Raw genomic sequence first — 14,392 nt, 5'->3', positions numbered from 1 at the left:
ATCAGCCTGCTTTTGATCTGCTGGTGATCTGGCGTTTGATCCCAGACGCCCCGTAAAACCACGCTGACCTTCGTTCGGGCACACCGAGCCCGAGTGTTTGGGCAAGAGCGTTTTGCTTACTTTTGCGCTTTTCAAAAGTGAGCCGCCGTAAGGGCGGAACCATAAGCGGCCGTTACCTAAATAACGGATATGTACTCGATCAAAGGCCACCCATGGAAAAGTCAAAGTTACGCAAACTAGGAATGCTCACAGTCATCACAGTCGCCATCGGCCTGATCATCTACACGGTCCAGGCCCCCGCCGACGCCCCCCAATACCTCACCGCCACCGCCGAACGCGGTGACATCGAAAACGCCGTCCTCGCCACCGGCCTGCTCGAAGGCATCAAACAGGTCGACGTAGGCGCCCAGGTCTCCGGCCAATTGAAATCCCTCAAGGTCAAGGTCGGCGACAAAGTGAAAAAGGGCCAATGGCTCGCCGAAATCGACCCACTGGTCCTGCAAAACACCTTGCGCAAAGCCCAGGTCGACGAAGAAAACCTCCAGGCCCAACGCCGCGCCACGGCGGCCCAGCTCAAGCAGGCCAAGTCCGTGTACGAGCGCTACAAAGGCCTGCAGATCGACGAGTCGGTTTCACGCCAGGATTTTGAAGACGCCGAGTCCAACTTCCAGGTGCAACAGGCCAACCTGCTGTCCCTGGATGCGCAGATCAAAAGCGCCCACATCCAGATCGACACTGCCAAGGTCAACCTGGCCTACACCCGCATCGTCGCGCCCATCGACGGCGATGTGGTGGGCATCGTCACCCAGGAAGGCCAGACCGTGATCGCCAGCCAGCTGGCGCCGGTGCTGCTCAAGCTGGCGGACCTGGACACCATGACCGTCAAGGCCCAGGTCTCCGAGGCGGATGTGATTCACATCAGCCCCGGCCAGCAGGTGTACTTCACCATCCTCGGTGAAGCCGACAAGCGTTACTACGCCAAGCTGCGCGGCACCGAGCCGGCGCCGCAGAACTTCCTGGAAACCCAGACCGCCGGCACGCCAAAGCAGAACACGGCGGTGTTCTATAACGCGCTGTTCGACGTGCCCAACCCCGATCACCGCTTGCGTATCGCCATGACCGCCCAGGTGCGTATCGTGCTCGATACTGCCCAGGCCGCGTTGATGGTGCCGGTGGCGGCGCTCGGTGCGCGCAACAACGACGGCAGCTACCCGCTGCGGGTGCTGGATGCCAAGGGCAAGGCGGTGTCGCGGTATGTGAAGACCGGGATCAACAACAACGTCAAGGTGCAGATCCTCGACGGCCTGGCCGAAGGTGACAAAGTGGTGATCGGCGACGCAACCCCTGCTGTGGCGGGGAACTGACGGATGACCCAGCCACTGTTGGAACTCAAGGGCATCACCCGCAGTTTCATGGCCGGCGAGCGTGAGTTCATTGCGCTCAAGGGCATCGACCTGACGATTCATGCCGGGGAAATGGTTGCGATCATCGGCGCCTCGGGCTCGGGTAAATCGACCCTGATGAACATCCTCGGCGGCCTGGATTACGCCACGGCCGGCAGCTACAAGATCAATGGCATCGAAACCCGCTCATTGGGCGACGAGCAATTGGCCGAACTGCGCCGTGACTACTTCGGCTTTATCTTCCAGCGCTATCACTTGCTGGCGCACCTGAGTGCCTTGCACAACGTGGAAATGCCGGCGATTTACGCAGGCACACCGGAAACCGCGCGGCACAGTCGCGCGCGGGAATTGCTCACGCGCTTGGGTCTTGCGGGCCATACCACCCATCGCCCCAGCCAGCTCTCGGGCGGGCAGCAGCAACGGGTGAGTATCGCCCGAGCGTTGATGAACGGCGGCGAAGTGATCCTCGCCGATGAACCCACCGGTGCCCTCGACACCCACAGCGGCAAGGAGGTGATGCGCATCCTCGCCGAGCTGCATGCGGCCGGGCACACAGTGATCATCGTCACCCACGACCCCAAGGTCGCGGCGAATGCCCAGCGTATCGTCGAGGTGAGTGACGGCGAGATTGTCAGCGACAAGGCCAACGCCAGTGTCGGCCTGGAGCTGCCCAGCGAAACCCCCATCGAGCTCAAGCGCAGGGGCGCCCGGCGTCTGGTGGCGAGCCTGGGGTTGTTCAAGGAGGCCTTCAACATGGCCTGGGTCGCGCTGGTGTCCCATCGCATGCGCACCTTGCTGACCATGCTCGGTATCGTCATCGGCATCACCTCGGTGGTGTCGATCTCGGCCATCGGCGAAGGCGCCAAGCGTTATGTGCTCAAGGACATCCAGGCCATCGGCAGCAACACCATCGATATCTTTTCCGGCACCAGTTTCGGCGACAGCCGCGCCTCGGCCATCGAGACGTTGATGCCCTCGGATGTCGACGCGTTGAACCAGTTGTATTACGTCGACAGCGCCACGCCGGTGGTGGGCCGCAACCTGTTGCTGCGCTTTGGCAATATCGACCTGGACGCGCAGGTCAATGGCGTGAGTGACCGCTATTTCAAGGTCAAGGGGCTGAAGCTCGAAGCGGGTATCGCCTTCAGCGAAAGCGATGCACGCCGCCAGGCCCAGGTGGTGGTGATCGACCACAACACCCGCCATCGTCTGTTCGGGCCGAACGTCGACCCGTTGGGCCAGGTGATCCTGGTGGGTAACCTGCCGTGCACGGTGATCGGCGTGACGGCCGACAACAAAAACATGTTCGCCGCCAGCAAGGCGCTGAACGTGTGGGTGCCCTATGAAACGGCGGCGGGGCGTTTGTTGGGGCAACGTCATCTGGACAGCATTACTGTGCGCATCAAGGACGGCCAACCGAGCAAGGTGGTCGAAGACAACGTCAACAAGCTGATGCTGCAACGCCACGGCACCAAGGATTTCTTCACCAACAACCTCGACAGCATCATGCAGACGGTGCAGAAAACCAGCCGCTCCCTGGCACTGTTGCTGTCGTTGATCGCGGTGATTTCGCTGCTAGTGGGCGGTATCGGGGTGATGAACATCATGCTGGTGTCGGTGACCGAGCGCACCCGTGAGATCGGTATTCGCATGGCGGTGGGCGCCCGGCAATCGGACATTCGCCAGCAGTTCCTGGTGGAGGCGGTGATGGTGTGTTTGATCGGCGGGCTGATCGGGATCTCGCTGTCCTATGCCCTGGGCTTTCTGTTTTCGTTGTTTGTGAAGGAATGGGAGATGGTGTTTTCCCTGGGCTCGGTCATCACCGCGTTTGCCTGTTCGACATTGATCGGCATCGTGTTCGGCTTTGTGCCGGCGCGGAATGCGGCGCGGCTGGACCCGATCGAGGCCTTGGCAAGGGATTGAGGCCTGCTTGCCAATGAGAACCCAATGTGGGAGGGGGCTTGCCCCCGATTGCTGTGTATCAGCCACAATTTATATTGCTGACCCACCGCCATCGGGGGCAAGCCCCCTCCCACATTCAGACCGGTGTCGTCTTAAAAACCAGCCGTGTCCTCGGTGGCATACATCCACCGCAACAACGAATGCCGCCCGCTGATCCCCAACTTGATCGCCGCGCGTTTCAGGTAACTCTCGATGGTGTTGACCTTCAACGCCAATTGCTCCGCCAACTCCGGCGCCGTGCGCCCGGCCAGCAGGCCGACGCACACTTCGAGCTCACGGTTGGAGAGGGTCAGCCCCGATTGCACCAGGCGTTCCTCGATGCGCCGGCGCAGGGTTTCGAGGCCCTGGTTTTCCGGGGTCACCGGTTCGCTGTCCAGGCGGCACGGCTGGATCGCGGCGATGTGTTTTTCGACCATGGGCAACAGCAGGGTGGAGAAGTCCTGCAGCATGCTGCGCTCCTGCGGCGAGAAATTTTCGGACTGGTGTGAGCGATACACCGACAACACATAGCGCACGTCGTCGCGGCGGCGGGTGAGGTGCAATTGTGCCGCAGGTTGCTCTTCGCCCAAGGCTTCTACCGAGTCGGTGTAGACCGGGCTGATCTTGCGGCGGACCTGCCCTTCGGCACTCAGCTGCAATTGCCTGATATGGGTGGCGTCCACGGCCAGTTGGGTGAGGATCAGGTCATGCAGCATGCGCGGAAAATGGCGGCTGCCGGTGCTGGCGATGACCTTGCCAATATGGGGAAACAGCTGTGAGTTCATCAATTCGTCCATGAGGCGTGCAGGTATTCGGCCTTATAGCGACGGGGATTAAGAGGCATGCCAATGCGAATAACCTGCGGTGATAATCCTTCCCGCCGGGACCTATGCTAGTACAGCCTGGCGGCGGGAAGGGGATCCAATCTAAAAAAATTGGATTAGACACTCACGAGTTTGGACTTGTGTTGCGGCGTGCGCGTGCATTTGGCCAGTGCCTGCTGCACATCGGCCAGCAGGTCGGCGACGTCCTCAAGGCCCACCGACAACCGCACCAGCCCTTCGCTGATACCGTGCCGGGCGCGTTGCTCCGGGGTGTAGGTGGAGTGGGTCATGCTTGCCGGGTGCTGGGCCAGTGACTCGGCGTCGCCCAGGCTGACGGCACGGGTAAACAGCTTGAGGGCATTCATGAAGCGCCGGCCGGTTTTGATTCCGCCCTTGAGTTCGAAGGCGATCATGCCGCCGGGCATTTTCATCTGCCGTGTCGCCAGTTCGTATTGTGGAAAAGAACGCAGCCCCGGGTAAGTCACGCGCTCCACGGCGGGGTGTGCCTGCAAGGCCTCGGCCACCGCCTGGGCGTTGCTGCAATGACGGTCCATGCGCAGGGCCAGGGTCTTGAGGCCGCGCATCAGCAGCGAGGCATCCTGGGGCGACATGACGGCGCCGGTCAGGTCCTTGAGGCCTTGCAGACGAATGCGCTGGGCCAGCGCCTGGCTGCTCACGGCAATGCCCGCAGTGATATCGCCGTGGCCGCTCAGGTATTTGGTCGCCGAATGCACCACCACATCGGCGCCGAGTTCCAGGGGGCGTTGCAGGTAGGGCGTGCAGTAGGTGTTGTCGACCACTACGGTGATGTCGGGTTGCTGGTGGGCGAGGGTGGCGACGGCGGCGATATCCACCAGTTGCAGGTTGGGGTTGGCCGGGGTTTCGCAGTAGATCATGCGGGTCGCGGGGCTGAGTGCGGCTTGCAGGGCCGCCAGGTCGGTGAGATCGACATGCCGCACCTTGATGCCGAACTCGCCGATGCCGTGGTGCAGCAGGGCGAAGGTGCAACCGTACAGCGTCTGGCTGACGATCACCTCGTCGCCGGGGCGCAGCAGGGTCCAGAACGTTGCGGCAATCGCCCCCATGCCGGAACTGAACGCCACCGCCGCCTCACCGTTTTCCAGGGTCGCCATGCGTGACTCCAGCAGTGCCAGGGTCGGGTTGGAAATGCGCGTATAGAAGTGGCCGCTGGCTTCCCCGGCAAAACAGGCGGCGCCGTATTCGGCGGTGGGGAAGGCAAAGGTGGCAGACAGGTAAATCGGCGGGGCGAGCGCGCCGTGGTGGTCCTTGGGGTCGTAGCCGTGGTGGATGGCGCGGGTGGAAAAGCCGAATGCATTGTGTTTATTGTTCATGTCGCACGCTCCTTGTTTCCTACAATGCTATGCTCATAACCACAGATGAATTTTGCAATATTTGCTGCCAATTCCCGCGTCCTGGGATGAAAACCTCATAAAAATAACGAATAGAGGCACGTTATGCCTGTCAGTCTGGATCGCACCGATAAAGCGCTTTTAAACGCGTTGCAAGGTAATGCTCGGCTCACCGTGGCTGAATTGGCCGACCGCGTTTCCCTGACCACCTCCCCGTGTTGGCGCCGGGTGCGCAACCTGGAGGAGAGCGGGGTGATCAGTGGGTACCAGGCGATTCTCTCGCCCAAGGCGCTGGGATATGGGGTGACGGCGTTTGTCAGCATCATGATGGAGAGTCACACCCAGGACATTGCCCGGGCATTCGAGCAGCGTCTGTTGGAGATTCCCGAGATTGTGGCGTGTCATAACGTGTCGGGGCGGTATGATTTTTTGTTGGAAGTGGTGGCGAGGGATCTGGAGTCGTTTGGGGAGTTTGCGCGGGAGGTGTTGCAGACGTTGCCTTGCGTCAAGGAGATTTATTCGAGTTTTTCCTATAAGTCGGTGAGGGGGTTGCGGGTGATTCCGGTGCCGGGGTGATTGGGTGGTGTGTACATATCCGTTTCTTCGGTAACGGCTACTTAGGGTTCCGCCCTTACGGCGGCTCACTTTTGGAAGGACCGGAATGCCGGCCCAGCCAAAAGTAAGCAAAAGGTCCTCGCCCCAACACTCGGCACCTCGCCTAGGCTCGGTGTGCCCTCACTCCGGCTTGAATCCGTGGGCCGCCGTCATGGGCCATCCCTGGCCCAGGACGGCTAACCCGGCGTCCTGCCGGGTTACCCACGGATTCAAGCCTGCGTTCGGCCAGCGTGTTTGACGGGGCGCCCCAGATCAAAAGCAAGAGCGCGGCGGCCTTAGAGCCGACCGGATTGAATGGCCGGTACTCGGTCAAAGTGTGGGAGGGGGCTTGCCCCCGATGGCAGTGGGTCAGTCACTGATGAGTTGGCTGACACACCGCCATCGGGGGCAAGCCCCCTCCCACAGTTTGATCTTCATGTATCAGTTGAAGGGTGGTTTGCTCTGGCTCTGGCTCTGGCTCTGGCCCCCGGTGTCAGGGTAGTTGTCGTGTCCTCCGCTTTTTAAAAGTATTCCGGGGGCGGCAAGAGTAAGGTCATGCCTTTCTATTCAGAAGAACGCAAAGCTGCGCTGTTGAAAATGATGCTTCCGCCCCTGAGCCTGTCAGCGTCGGAGGTCGCGCGCCGTGAAGGTTGTAGCGACATGTCTCTTCATTATTGGCGTAAGCAAGCCGCTGCCAGAGGTTCTCAGTTGTCCGAAAACAAGCAGTCGCCTGAAAGTTGGTCTGCCGAATCCAAGCTCATGGCAGTCATCGAATCATCAGCTTTGTCGGAGCTGGAGCTGAGTGAGTATTGCCGTCGCAACGGTATTTTCCCTGAGCAAATTGACGGCTGGCGCAAAGCTTTCATTGCCAACAGCACTAATCACTCAGCGCTGAAAAAAGGAATCGCTGGTGAGACCAAGGAGGATAAGAACCGGATTCGGGAGCTGGAGCGTGAGCTGCGCCGAAAGGATGCAGCGCTGGCTGAAACAGTCGCATTGCTGGTGCTGCGAAAAAAGCTCAATGCCTACTGGGGGAACGACGACGAGGACAATTGACCTTGTTGCCAGAACGGCATCTTCTCGTCGACTGGCTCACCGAAGCCATCACTGCGGGCGCCCGCAGGGCGCCTGCGTGTCTAGAAGTCGGTATTTCGCTACGCACGCTACAACGCTGGATCCTGCCCGAAGCGTTGTTGGCAGATGGGCGCACCACGACGGTGAGGCCAGTGCCGAATAATGCTCTGACTGATGTTGAGCGCCAAGCCATCCTGGCCTTGTGCAACAGCAAGGCCTACGCACATCTGCCACCGAGCCAGATCGTGCCACGGCTCGCTGACGAGGGACGTTACATGGCATCGGAGGCAACCTTTTACCGAGTGCTGCGTGCGGCAGATCAGCAGCATCATCGTTCCCGCGCCAAACGCCCGCATCGCCATGAAGCACCCACCACCTACGCGGCGACAGCCGCCAATCAGGTGTGGTCTTGGGATATCACGTACCTGCCGTCGCCAGTTCGTGGGAAGTTTTACTACCTCTATTTGATCGAAGATATCTACAGCCGAAAGGCTGTGGGCTGGGAAGTTTACGAAGCAGAAAACGGTGAAAAAGCCGCTGTCCTACTGCAACGAAGTGTCACTACAGAGAAGTGCTGGCGTCAGCCGCTGGTGCTTCACTCGGACAATGGCGCACCGATGAAATCGGTGACGTTACTGACCAAGATGTACGACCTGGGTATCACGCCATCGAGAGGAAGACCCCGGGTAAGCAACGATAATCCTTACTCGGAGTCGCTGTTTAGAACGCTGAAGTACTGCCCGCAGTGGCCGCAGGATGGATTTGGCAGCCTGGATGACGCGCGTATCTGGGTCAGGAATTTTATGGCTTGGTACAACACCGAGCATCGTCATAGCCGAATCCGCTTCGTGACACCCGCCCAGCGCCACGAGGGAAAAGACCGGGAAATCTTGGCCCGGAGGGCGGCAATTTATGGGCAAGCGAGAGAAAAAAGGCCTGAAAGGTGGTCAGGCGAGACACGCAACTGGGACCCTATCGGGACGGTGTACCTCAATCCCGAAAGGGAGCTGACAGTTGTGGTGAAGGTCGCCTAGCAAGACGGGAGACACGACAACTACCTTGAAAAACGCCGTATGTGCCACGAGTACGCGTGTCATTGACACATCTTTGATGGCCGCATTGACGAGCTTTTCATTCCACACATCGAGGTGGCTGGTCGCTTCATCCAGCACCAATAATTTGGGTGACCGGTAAAAAGCTCGTGCTAGCAGGACTCTCTGCTTTTGTCCCCCTGAGAGTCCTGAACCAATATCCCCTACAAGCGTGTTGTAACTCATAGGCATGCTCATGATTTCGTCATGGATGGCGGCTTGTTTTGCACTGTTAACGATTGCTTCATGGTCAGGTTGGGCGTCGAAAAAGCTGATGTTGTCTGCGAGTGATCCAGTAAACAGTTGATCATCTTGCATAACCGTAGCAGTCATCTGGCGATAGTTTTTCAAACCTAGCTGTTCGAGTGGAACCCCGCCTACCAGTATGTCCCCTGAGGTGGGTTTCAAGAGTCCCAGCATCAGTTTCATCAATGTCGTCTTACCGCATCCTGAGCTCCCAGTAATCGCAAGGCATTCACCTGCCGAAATTTTCAGGCTGACATCATTTATGACGTCAGCCTCCTCTTCTGCGTACCTGAACGACACATGACGTAGTTCAACCGTTGCAGGCAAACACTCAATATCCGCATCCAAGGTCTGCGCATCTTTTTCAGGGGCGGTTAGGAGGATATCCGCTACACGTTCGCCGTGAAGTCGCAACATCTTCAACTCGAATAGCTTGTCGATCAGTGCCGCAATGCGCTGACTGAACTGGTCTTTGTAACTGAGGAATGCGAAGAGCATTCCCACCGATAGCTTGCCATCCATGACGGCAAGCGCAGCTAGCCAAATTACAACAACCCTCTCACTGTTGAAGATCCATGTGTGGGCTGATTGGAACGAAATTGAAAGTCTCGAAACGCGTAATTCGGCGTTGAGTTGATCCGCCAGTCCGTTAACCCATGCCAGGCGCCGTTGCTCTTCGCATCCGAACAGGCGAATGCTCTGTATGCCTCTGGCAGTCTCGATAAACAAAGTGTGTTGTTTGGCTGTGTGCGAAATGTGGACTGCAGTAGCCTCGCTCTGTCTGCTGAATGCGTACCAGCGCAGAATCGTGTAGAAACCCACTGCCAATAGACATATGGCGGTGAGCCCTAGGCTGTAGAAGGTCATGAAGACAAGTGTAGTGATGACGAGGAATCCGTCGATGATGCCCTCGATCAGTTGCGTAGTGACGGTTCTCTGGATGACTTGTAGAGCGTTGAACCGAGAAGCTATATCACCCAAGTGACGTTTTTCGAACCAGGTCATGGGAAGCCGTAGCAGATGCGAAAATGCATTACCCAGCCACTGGTAATTCACGTGAGTGGAAAGCGCCGCCGTCATCCACGAGCGAAAAAATGTCAGGCTCGCCTGAAGCAAAATGAGCAGTAAGAATCCCATGCCGAGAACTGTCATTAACTGCCGATCACCTGCGGCGAGTACGTCGTCCACCACCCATTGCACGTAAAACGGAGCGGTCAACGCTATGGCTTGTAAAACCAGGCCTATCAACAGCAGTTTGCCGATGCCTGAATGCAGTCCCTCAACTTTGCCAAGCATGGACCTCAGTGGCGTTCGATTACCGTCATTTGAGGGGGTGAATAATTCTCCAGGTAAAAGCTCCAGCACCACCCCGGTGTAGTGCTCGGATACCTGAGCCATAGACATCCGCCTCACGCCACAGACGGGATCGTGAATCACCACACGCTTGGTTGAGACCTCTTTCAAGACGACGAAATGATTCATATCCCAATGCAAAATACAGGGAAGCCTCAAGCGAGATAGCTGTACCAGCTCCACGCGCAGAGGTCGTGACTGAAAGCCGATGTGCTGAGCAATGGATATCAGACTCTTGAGGGTCGAACCTTTCAGCGAGACACTGAATCGCAGGCGCAATGCAAGTAAGTCAGTGGTTTTTCCCCAGTAGGTTGTCACCATTGCTAGGCATGCCAGACCACACTCTGCGGCTTCAGATTGGAGTAAAACTGGAAGTGAGCGTCTATTGAAACGTCTTAACCAGGTCATATCAGTGCTCACGTGTCATGTTTGTTTGAGAACGGTGAAACACACGGTGCGTGTTGAGTATCCTTTCCGATTATTGGTTGTGCGGGTAAGGGTTGGTACGTGTGCTCTCTTTTCCAGTAGGTTATGTAAAAAAATCCTACAGCAATTAATGTGAGGCTTGAAAAGCAAGTAAATACTATCGCAAGGCGAGTCGGTCCAGAGGTTTGTATTTGTAGGAAGTCTCCTTGCAGGCGAGGCGTTAAATGTTTAAGTGCTTTCGCTCTGAATATAGGTGGTCTTTTTTTGTAGGTGTTTTCTGTAGTCATTTTGCTTTGGCTTTTCATAGATCTGCCTTAAATAAAAAATTCATAATGTCTGTGTTGACTCTAATCAATCGCAATTCTTATAGTCAATCCGTTGGCGCCAAACAATTCTGAAAATTAACAGAGTGAGGATGTAGATATGAAGATCTATTTGCGTGGCCTGCCTGAAGGCCTCATTGGAAAGTCTGAATTGGAGTCGGAAACGTTGGAGTCTGCTTTTGAAGAGTATCCTGTTCTTGAGCTTTTTCAGCATGAAATAGAACAGGTGAGTGGTGGTGCATGCAATGCTAGAAGTTTTCGTGCGTGCGATGGTTGATTTGGCTGATCTTTAATTAATGGTGAATCATTAAGGACTGACTCGCCCCCGAGTTTCCTGGGGCTTGGGGACGAGTCAATATGAGTTTTTTATCGTGCAGGCAGGGCAGGATTTTATGCAGTTTGATTTTAAGGATGATCGATATAATCGACAGGAAAATATGCCTGAATGGGGGCAGGAGGGGCAGCGGAAATTGAAGGCTGCGTCGGTTGCAGTGATTGGTGCGGGTGGCGTTAAGTCAACCTTGCTCATGGCGCTGGTGGCGGGTGGAATAGGCAGGATCGGGATAATTGAGTTTGATAAAGTAGAATTGTCGAACCTGAACCGACAAGTTCTTTATCGAACCAATGATGTCGGGTTACCTAAGGGGATGGCGGCTCATAAAACGCTGACGAACCTGAATCCGGATATAACGATCGAGTTGATTGAGGAAAAAGTCTCCAGATCTAATATTGATAGGCTGCTCCAATCATACGATTTTATTGTTGAAGGGGGTGAATCCCCTGATGGGCGAAATGCGGTTAATGAATATTGCCTTCGAAGAAACAAGCCTATGGTCCATGCGTCTGCCCAGTTTTCTTACGGCTATGTGTTCTCAATGCTGCCTTCAAGAAATAGCGCTTGTTTTGCTTGTTTGTTTCCTCGGGATCATTCTCGTGTTGAACATACAGGACCTGTTCCTGTGAATGTATTGTCTACATCAGTGGCGGGGACGCTGGGCGCAGCAGAAGTGTTCAAATGGTTTTTGGGTTATGAGGAAAAGATGTATTTTAATAAGCGGCTGACGTTTTCGTCACTTTTGTTGAGTGGCGTGTTTAGTGTCGATGAGGTGGCTAAAAAGCGCGAATGTGAATACTGTTCCGTGTATACAGAAGAGAGGTAGATCCATGGAGTTTAAGCAGCCGTCATCCCAAGACGCGGTAGCGCTGTTAGCCTTTTTTAGCCAACTTGTTGAACGGGACCCCGAGCGGGTAGAGCGCCCCACGGATGTTCGATTGTTAAACCCTGACAAGGAAGCCGTCTGGATCGGCAAGTTACTTGAAAAAGAGGCAGCGGGGGAAGCTATTGTTTTGTGTGTGTTGAATAAGGCGTCAGTGATTGTGGGACTAGGCGAGGTCGAGCGGCGGCCCCGGTGGATTGAGCGTCACGTAGCGGAAATTCGTTTCGGTTTGCTGCCTGACTACGCTGAAGAAGGACGTGAGTTGGTAAGACTCTTGGAAACGCGGGCAAAAGCCATCGGTATTGAGTGTCTGTACTACTTTCACCTGGCGACGCAATCCCAGGGCATAGCGGTAGTAAAAGCATGCGGGTTTGAACTTGCCGGTACCTTGCCGGGGTATTACAAAAGAGAAAGTGGGTATGTCGACCGTGTTTTCTACACTAAAAGCATAACCTGATCGGGTGCATGGTTTTCGTGCGCTTCGAGAGTGTACGTGTATACCCTCGCCAATACCCCACCACCGCGATCAACAATTCTTGATCGCCATCAAGCAGTTTCCCAACCCCATCTTCCTATCATGGCCCCCGCCAAGCCATGAGGAAGACGACCATGTCAGAGACCTTCACCAAGGGCATGGCCAGGAATATCTACTTCGGAGGAAGCGTGTTCTTCTTCCTGATTTTCCTGGCCCTGACCTATCACACCGAACAGACCTTTCCCGTCCGCAGCAACGCCGACCAGCTCACCGAGTCGGTGGTGCGTGGCAAGGGCGTGTGGGAGCGCAATAACTGCGTCGGCTGCCACACGCTGTTGGGCGAGGGCGCCTACTTTGCGCCGGAGCTGGGCAATGTGTTCCAGCGCCGGGGCGGTGAAGAAGGGTTCAAGCCGTTCCTGCACGCCTGGATGAAGATGCAACCCCTGGGCGTCCCAGGGCGTCGGGCCATGCCGCAATTCAACCTCAATGACCAGGAGGTGAACGATCTGTCCGAGTTCCTCAAATGGAGCTCGAAGATCGACACCAACAACTGGCCACCGAACAAGGAGGGCTGAGCCATGCGCAGCGCCAATCCCTATCTGAAATTCCAATCCCAGGCCGTGGCCAAACCCTACTTTGTGTTTGCGCTGATGCTGTTTGTCGGCCAGGTGCTGTTCGGGCTGATCATGGGCCTGCAATACGTGGTGGGCGACTTTCTGTTCCCGCTGATCCCGTTCAACGTGGCGCGGATGGTGCACACCAACCTGTTGATCGTGTGGCTGCTGTTCGGCTTCATGGGCGCGGCGTATTACCTGGTGCCCGAGGAGGCGGACCGCGAGCTGCACAGCCCGAAACTGGCGATCCTGTTGTTCTGGGTATTCGCCGTGGCCGGCGTGCTGACCATCCTCGGCTACTTGCTGGTGCCGTACGCCGCGCTGGCGAAATTGACCCATAACGAACTGCTGCCGACCATGGGCCGTGAGTTCCTCGAGCAACCCACCATCACCAAGATGGGCATCGTGGTGGTGTGCCTGGGCTTTCTGTACAACATCGGCATGACCCTGCTCAAGGGCCGCAAGACCACGGTGAGCATGGTGATGATGACCGGGCTGATCGGCCTGGCGGTGTTCTTCCTGTTCTCCTTCTACAACCCCGGCAACCTCGCGCGGGACAAGTTCTACTGGTGGTGGGTGGTGCACCTGTGGGTGGAAGGCGTGTGGGAATTGATCATGGGCTCGATGCTGGCGTTCGTGCTGATCAAGGTCACCGGCGTCGACCGCGAGGTGGTGGAGAAATGGCTGTACGTGATCATCGCCATGGCGTTGATCACCGGGATCATCGGCACCGGGCACCACTTCTTCTGGATCGGTGCGCCGCAGGTGTGGTTGTGGGTCGGTTCGATCTTCTCGGCCCTGGAACCGCTGCCGTTCCTGGCGATGGTGATGTTCGCCTTCACCATGGTCAAGCGCCGTCGGCGCCAGCACCCGAACCGGGCGGCGACGTTGTGGGCCAAGGGCACCACGGTGACGGCGTTCTTCGGCGCCGGGGTCTGGGGTTTCCTGCACACCCTGGCCCCGGTCAACTTCTACACCCATGGCACCCAGCTCACGGCTGCCCACGGGCACCTGGCGTTCTTCGGCGCCTACGCGATGATCGTGATGACCCTGATCAGCTACGCCATGCCGCGCCTGCGTGGCCTCGGTGAAGCGCCGGATGCGCGTTCGCAGACCATCGAGGTATGGGGCTTCTGGCTGATGGTGGTGTCGATGGTGATGATCACCCTGTTCCTCACCGCCGCCGGCGCCGTGCAGGTGTGGTTGCAGCGCTGGCCGGTGGACGGTGTGGCGCTGCCGTTCATGGCCACGGTGGAGCATCTGAATACGCTGTTCTGGGCGCGGCTGGCCAGCGGCGTGGTGTTCCTGCTGGGGCTGCTCTGCTACCTGTACAGCTTCCGGCAACGGCGCGGCGTGGTCGGTGAGCCGGTCCCCGCCGTGTAGACAACAAGGTTAATCCCCAAGAGGGCGGCCCGGCTGGTACAGCGGGCCGTTTTACGTT

General features: G+C 57.1%; 12 protein-coding genes. 9 read left to right on the top strand and 3 right to left on the bottom strand.

The window, feature by feature from the left end:
- Positions 1-212: 212 nt before the first annotated feature.
- Both macA and NL123_RS18470 read left to right on the top strand, forming a co-directional pair.
- Complete coding sequence (gene macA / locus NL123_RS18475) at positions 213-1,364, top strand: macrolide transporter subunit MacA (RefSeq protein WP_494356017.1); 1,152 nt, start codon at positions 213-215, stop codon at positions 1,362-1,364.
- A 3-nt stretch (positions 1,365-1,367) separates the two neighbouring features.
- Positions 1,368-3,326 (top strand): MacB family efflux pump subunit, encoded by a 1,959-nt coding sequence (locus tag NL123_RS18470; RefSeq protein WP_494356016.1) that lies wholly within the window; start codon positions 1,368-1,370, stop codon positions 3,324-3,326.
- A gap of 131 nt (positions 3,327-3,457) precedes the next feature.
- On the opposite strand, the gene NL123_RS18465 is transcribed toward NL123_RS18470, so the two are convergent.
- Complete coding sequence (locus NL123_RS18465; protein ID WP_494356015.1) at positions 3,458-4,129, bottom strand: response regulator transcription factor; 672 nt, start codon at positions 4,127-4,129, stop codon at positions 3,458-3,460.
- Positions 4,130-4,284: 155 nt separating this feature from the next.
- A complete protein-coding gene (locus tag NL123_RS18460) occupies positions 4,285-5,520 on the bottom strand; it encodes a methionine gamma-lyase (RefSeq protein WP_494356014.1) in 1,236 nt (411 codons plus the stop codon).
- A 123-nt stretch (positions 5,521-5,643) separates the two neighbouring features.
- Between NL123_RS18460 and NL123_RS18455 the strand changes: the two genes are divergently transcribed.
- Complete coding sequence (locus NL123_RS18455; protein WP_248487954.1) at positions 5,644-6,114, top strand: Lrp/AsnC family transcriptional regulator; 471 nt, start codon at positions 5,644-5,646, stop codon at positions 6,112-6,114.
- 573 nt (positions 6,115-6,687) lie between these two features.
- Positions 6,688-8,240, top strand: a protein-coding gene (locus NL123_RS18450; protein ID WP_494355999.1) for an IS3 family transposase whose coding sequence is annotated in 2 segments (ribosomal slippage) — positions 6,688-7,150 and positions 7,150-8,240 — 1,554 coding nt in all. Because the reading frame shifts where the segments join, the coding sequence is not laid out codon by codon here.
- Here NL123_RS18450 and NL123_RS18445 read toward each other — a convergent pair.
- A complete protein-coding gene (locus tag NL123_RS18445; RefSeq protein WP_494356013.1) occupies positions 8,154-10,217 on the bottom strand; it encodes a peptidase domain-containing ABC transporter in 2,064 nt (687 codons plus the stop codon). The two genes, NL123_RS18450 and NL123_RS18445, sit on opposite strands and share 87 nt — an antisense overlap.
- A gap of 528 nt (positions 10,218-10,745) precedes the next feature.
- Between NL123_RS18445 and NL123_RS18440 the strand changes: the two genes are divergently transcribed.
- The 5 genes from NL123_RS18440 to NL123_RS18420 all read left to right on the top strand — a co-directional run bounded on the left by NL123_RS18440 (position 10,746) and on the right by NL123_RS18420 (position 14,334).
- On the top strand, positions 10,746-10,922 hold the full coding sequence (locus NL123_RS18440; protein WP_156790784.1) for a hypothetical protein: 177 nt from the start codon (positions 10,746-10,748) through the stop codon (positions 10,920-10,922).
- Positions 10,923-11,037: 115 nt separating this feature from the next.
- Positions 11,038-11,805, top strand: coding sequence for a HesA/MoeB/ThiF family protein (locus NL123_RS18435; protein WP_310863832.1), 768 nt, complete (start codon positions 11,038-11,040; stop codon positions 11,803-11,805).
- 4 nt (positions 11,806-11,809) lie between these two features.
- On the top strand, positions 11,810-12,319 hold the full coding sequence (locus NL123_RS18430) for a GNAT family N-acetyltransferase (RefSeq protein WP_494356012.1): 510 nt from the start codon (positions 11,810-11,812) through the stop codon (positions 12,317-12,319).
- Positions 12,320-12,471: 152 nt separating this feature from the next.
- Positions 12,472-12,912 carry a c-type cytochrome gene (locus tag NL123_RS18425; RefSeq protein WP_058427515.1) on the top strand — a complete coding sequence of 147 codons (441 nt, stop codon included), beginning with the start codon at positions 12,472-12,474 and terminating at the stop codon, positions 12,910-12,912.
- A gap of 3 nt (positions 12,913-12,915) precedes the next feature.
- On the top strand, positions 12,916-14,334 hold the full coding sequence (locus NL123_RS18420) for a cbb3-type cytochrome c oxidase subunit I (protein WP_494356011.1): 1,419 nt from the start codon (positions 12,916-12,918) through the stop codon (positions 14,332-14,334).
- Positions 14,335-14,392 lie beyond the last annotated feature (58 nt).

The organism is Pseudomonas sp. FBCC-B1565 (genome assembly GCF_059133265.1).
This window is presented reverse-complemented; position numbering and strand designations above follow the sequence as displayed.

Coding starts and splice junctions, on each gene's coding strand:
- NL123_RS18460 (WP_494356014.1), bottom strand. CDS start 5,520: ATGAACAATAAACACAATGCATTCGGCTTTTCCACCCGCGCCATCCAC.
- NL123_RS18455 (WP_248487954.1), top strand. CDS start 5,644: ATGCCTGTCAGTCTGGATCGCACCGATAAAGCGCTTTTAAACGCGTTG.
- NL123_RS18420 (WP_494356011.1), top strand. CDS start 12,916: ATGCGCAGCGCCAATCCCTATCTGAAATTCCAATCCCAGGCCGTGGCC.
- NL123_RS18445 (WP_494356013.1), bottom strand. CDS start 10,217: ATGGTGACAACCTACTGGGGAAAAACCACTGACTTACTTGCATTGCGC.
- NL123_RS18470 (WP_494356016.1), top strand. CDS start 1,368: ATGACCCAGCCACTGTTGGAACTCAAGGGCATCACCCGCAGTTTCATG.
- NL123_RS18465 (WP_494356015.1), bottom strand. CDS start 4,129: ATGAACTCACAGCTGTTTCCCCATATTGGCAAGGTCATCGCCAGCACC.
- NL123_RS18430 (WP_494356012.1), top strand. CDS start 11,810: ATGGAGTTTAAGCAGCCGTCATCCCAAGACGCGGTAGCGCTGTTAGCC.
- NL123_RS18435 (WP_310863832.1), top strand. CDS start 11,038: ATGCAGTTTGATTTTAAGGATGATCGATATAATCGACAGGAAAATATG.
- macA (WP_494356017.1), top strand. CDS start 213: ATGGAAAAGTCAAAGTTACGCAAACTAGGAATGCTCACAGTCATCACA.
- NL123_RS18425 (WP_058427515.1), top strand. CDS start 12,472: ATGTCAGAGACCTTCACCAAGGGCATGGCCAGGAATATCTACTTCGGA.
- NL123_RS18440 (WP_156790784.1), top strand. CDS start 10,746: ATGAAGATCTATTTGCGTGGCCTGCCTGAAGGCCTCATTGGAAAGTCT.